The organism is Candidatus Paceibacterota bacterium, assembly GCA_036517255.1.
In the GTDB taxonomy this organism is placed as follows: Bacteria; Patescibacteriota; Minisyncoccia; order Phycocordibacterales; family WO2-35-19; genus DATDXE01.
The window spans coordinates 1-2,760 of record DATDXE010000011.1 but is presented as its reverse complement, the minus strand read 5'-3'; the positions used below and the strand labels follow the sequence as shown (position 1 = coordinate 2,760).

The following is a 2,760-nucleotide window of genomic DNA, read 5'->3' as shown; positions in this document are numbered from 1 at the left end:
GTCTGGTCCAACTCCCCAGTTTTTTCTTTAGAAAGTACAAAGCGCGTAATATTCCAGAGTTTATTGGCAAAGTTTTTGTACGCTTTGAGTTTATCTGACCCAAGTTTACTATCGGAACCAGGACCTACTCCCACTATAAGAGCCATACGAAGAGCGTCTGTGCCATATTGATCAGCTATTGAAATAGGATCGATATTGTCTCCTAGAGACTTACTAAGCTTCTCTCCTTTGGCATTCCTGACTAACCCGTGGAGATATACAGTCTTAAAGGGAATTTCTCCAAGTAGGAACTCTGACATTAAAATCATACGAGCTACCCAGAAAAAGAGAATATCGTATCCAGTTTCTAGTACATCGGTAGGATGATACATCTTCAAATCTTTTGTTTCTTCTGGCCAGCCCAAAGCAGAAAAAGTCCAAAGGCCGGAGGAAAACCAAGTGTCTAGAGTATCTGGGTCTTGGTTCCAGCCAGTACCTTCTGGCTCATCAATTCCTACATATGTTTCCTCATTCTTATACCAAGCCGGAATACGGTGGCCGTACCAAATCTGCCGGCTGATATTCCAATCATGCAAATTATTAATCCAGTGGAAATAAGTTTTTTCAAAGTGTTCCGGAAGAATTTTTATTTTCCCGCTTGAGACAGCCTCATACATTAGTTCTTTAAGCGATTTGTTGCCCCGACTTTCAATAGGCAAATTAACATTTACAAACCATTGTAGTTTCGGGAGTGGTTCTATGATGCCACCTGTTCGTTCTGCGGTAGAAATGTTTTGAGTAATTTCCTCCTCCTTAATCAAAAGATTCTTTTCTTTCAGCCATGCCACTATCTTTTCTCTCGCAGGAAGAGTCTTCTCTCCTTCTAATCCAGGAATCTCTAGTTTAATTTTCGCGTACTCGTTTATAACCTGGATCGATGGGAGACTATGACGCTTTGCTATATCGGCATCTGTTTGGCTATGGGCTGGAGTGACACCCAGAGCTCCAGTACCAAAGTCCATATCCACAACCTCATCTGAGACAATCTTTAATTCGAGGTCAGCTCCGGCAAAGTTTAATTTAAAAGTCTGGCCTATATATTTTTGATACCTCACATCATTCGGATTTACTGCAACTGCTGTGTCGCCAAGTTTTGTTTCAGGACGAGTGGTTGAAATAGCAATAGGGAAGTCATCTGAATATTTGAATGTGTACAACTTCGCTTTTCTTTCTTCGTACACGATCTCATCATCAGAAATTGTAGTTTGGCCTTTCGGATCCCAATTGATAATACGTGTGCCTCGGTAGATAAGACCAGCATCGTACATTTTTTTAAAAGCAGTTCTAACAGCTAAATTTCTTTTCTCATCGAAAGTAAAAGCTTCTCTACTCCAGTCGAGAGATGTCCCCATCTTACTAATCTGATGTTTAAGGGCTCCACGGTTTTCTTTAACAAACTTCTCCACTTTCGCCACGAAAGCTTCCCGTCCTATATCGTGCCGATTCTTGCCCTCTTCTTTCGAAAGAATCTTCTCCACTTTGGAATTTGTAGCAATAGCAGCATGGTCAGTTCCTGGTAACCATAGAGTTTTATATCCTCGCATCCGTTTATAGCGGACCATAATGTCTTCTATCACAGTCATGAGAGCGCCGCCTACGTGTAGTGTCCCTGTGGCATTGGGAGGCGGCAAAACAATAGTGAATGGCACCTCATGTCTAGGAGGCAGGTTGTCTGGATTGAAAAATCCACTTCCTTCCCAGAGTTTATAGATTCTTCCCTCTGTTTCTTTCGGGTTATAGGGCGTAATAAACTTATCTTTCATGCGTCACTAATAATAGCATGATCACTGAGGGGACAGACTTAAACATGTTAAAGGACAAAACTCGCATTCATTATTTAGAAATTAAAGATAATGGTGGGTAGTCTGGATTTAAGGCTCTAGATAAGTGTCTTATAGAAATTAAACGTTTTTATAAAAGACAAGATTAGTATAAAGGACAAATAGCTAAAAAATGTTGCAAACAAAGGATTTTATTCCAAACGACCTTATTGAGCTACGATTGACATTATTCCAAAAAAACGTAATTTGTTGAACATATGAGAGATTTATTCTCAAGTAAGTTATGGGTTCGTGCCGGCGCTGTCTATTTAGTGGTCGCTATCTTTTTTGCGGGTATCCCTAGCTCAGTTTTTGCTGCCCCTATTGTAGATATCAAAGTTAATGATTCCGATGGTCCAGTCATGGTAAGCGGTGAAGAGTTTGTTTATAGCTGGACTTCTACAGAGGCTACCGCCTGTACCCTTACTTCACCAACGGGTGTTTCTGGTATCTCACTCGCAGGCGTCGGAGCTCCAATTCCATCTGAACACCCATGGTATCCAACACTGTCTAATCCAACTACTCTAACTTTTAATTGTACTGATGGGACAAACACTTCTACAGACACGGTAGTAATAAATCTAGCTGAGATCCCACCACCTCCGCCCCCCCCACCTCCAGAAACAATTACTGCAGATATCAAAGTTAATGATTCAGATGGGCCAGTCGTTGTTGATGGTACCGAATCTTATATTTATTCTTGGAATTCTACTTTCGCCACTGCTTGTACTCTCACGTCACCCACTGGTGAGTCAGGTATTTCTTTGGCAGGCGTCGGAGCTCCCATTCCTAGTGGTCATCCATGGTATCCCACTGCATCAAGTTCTTCGGTAACACTTACTATTTTTTGCACCAACGGTACTAATACTGCTACTGATAGCGTAATAATAAATTTACTCGA

Annotated in this window: 2 protein-coding genes; one reads left to right on the top strand and one right to left on the bottom strand. The window is 41.3% G+C overall.

All coding sequences use genetic code 11. The features are described from left to right. The coding region (locus VJH67_01975; GenBank protein ID HEY4515934.1) for a valine--tRNA ligase at positions 1-1,802 on the bottom strand (1,802 nt) is incomplete at its 3' end. Positions 1,803-2,077: 275 nt separating this feature from the next. On the opposite strand from VJH67_01975, the gene VJH67_01970 reads away from it, so the two are divergent. After that, the coding region (locus tag VJH67_01970) for a hypothetical protein (protein HEY4515933.1) at positions 2,078-2,760 on the top strand (683 nt) is incomplete at its 3' end.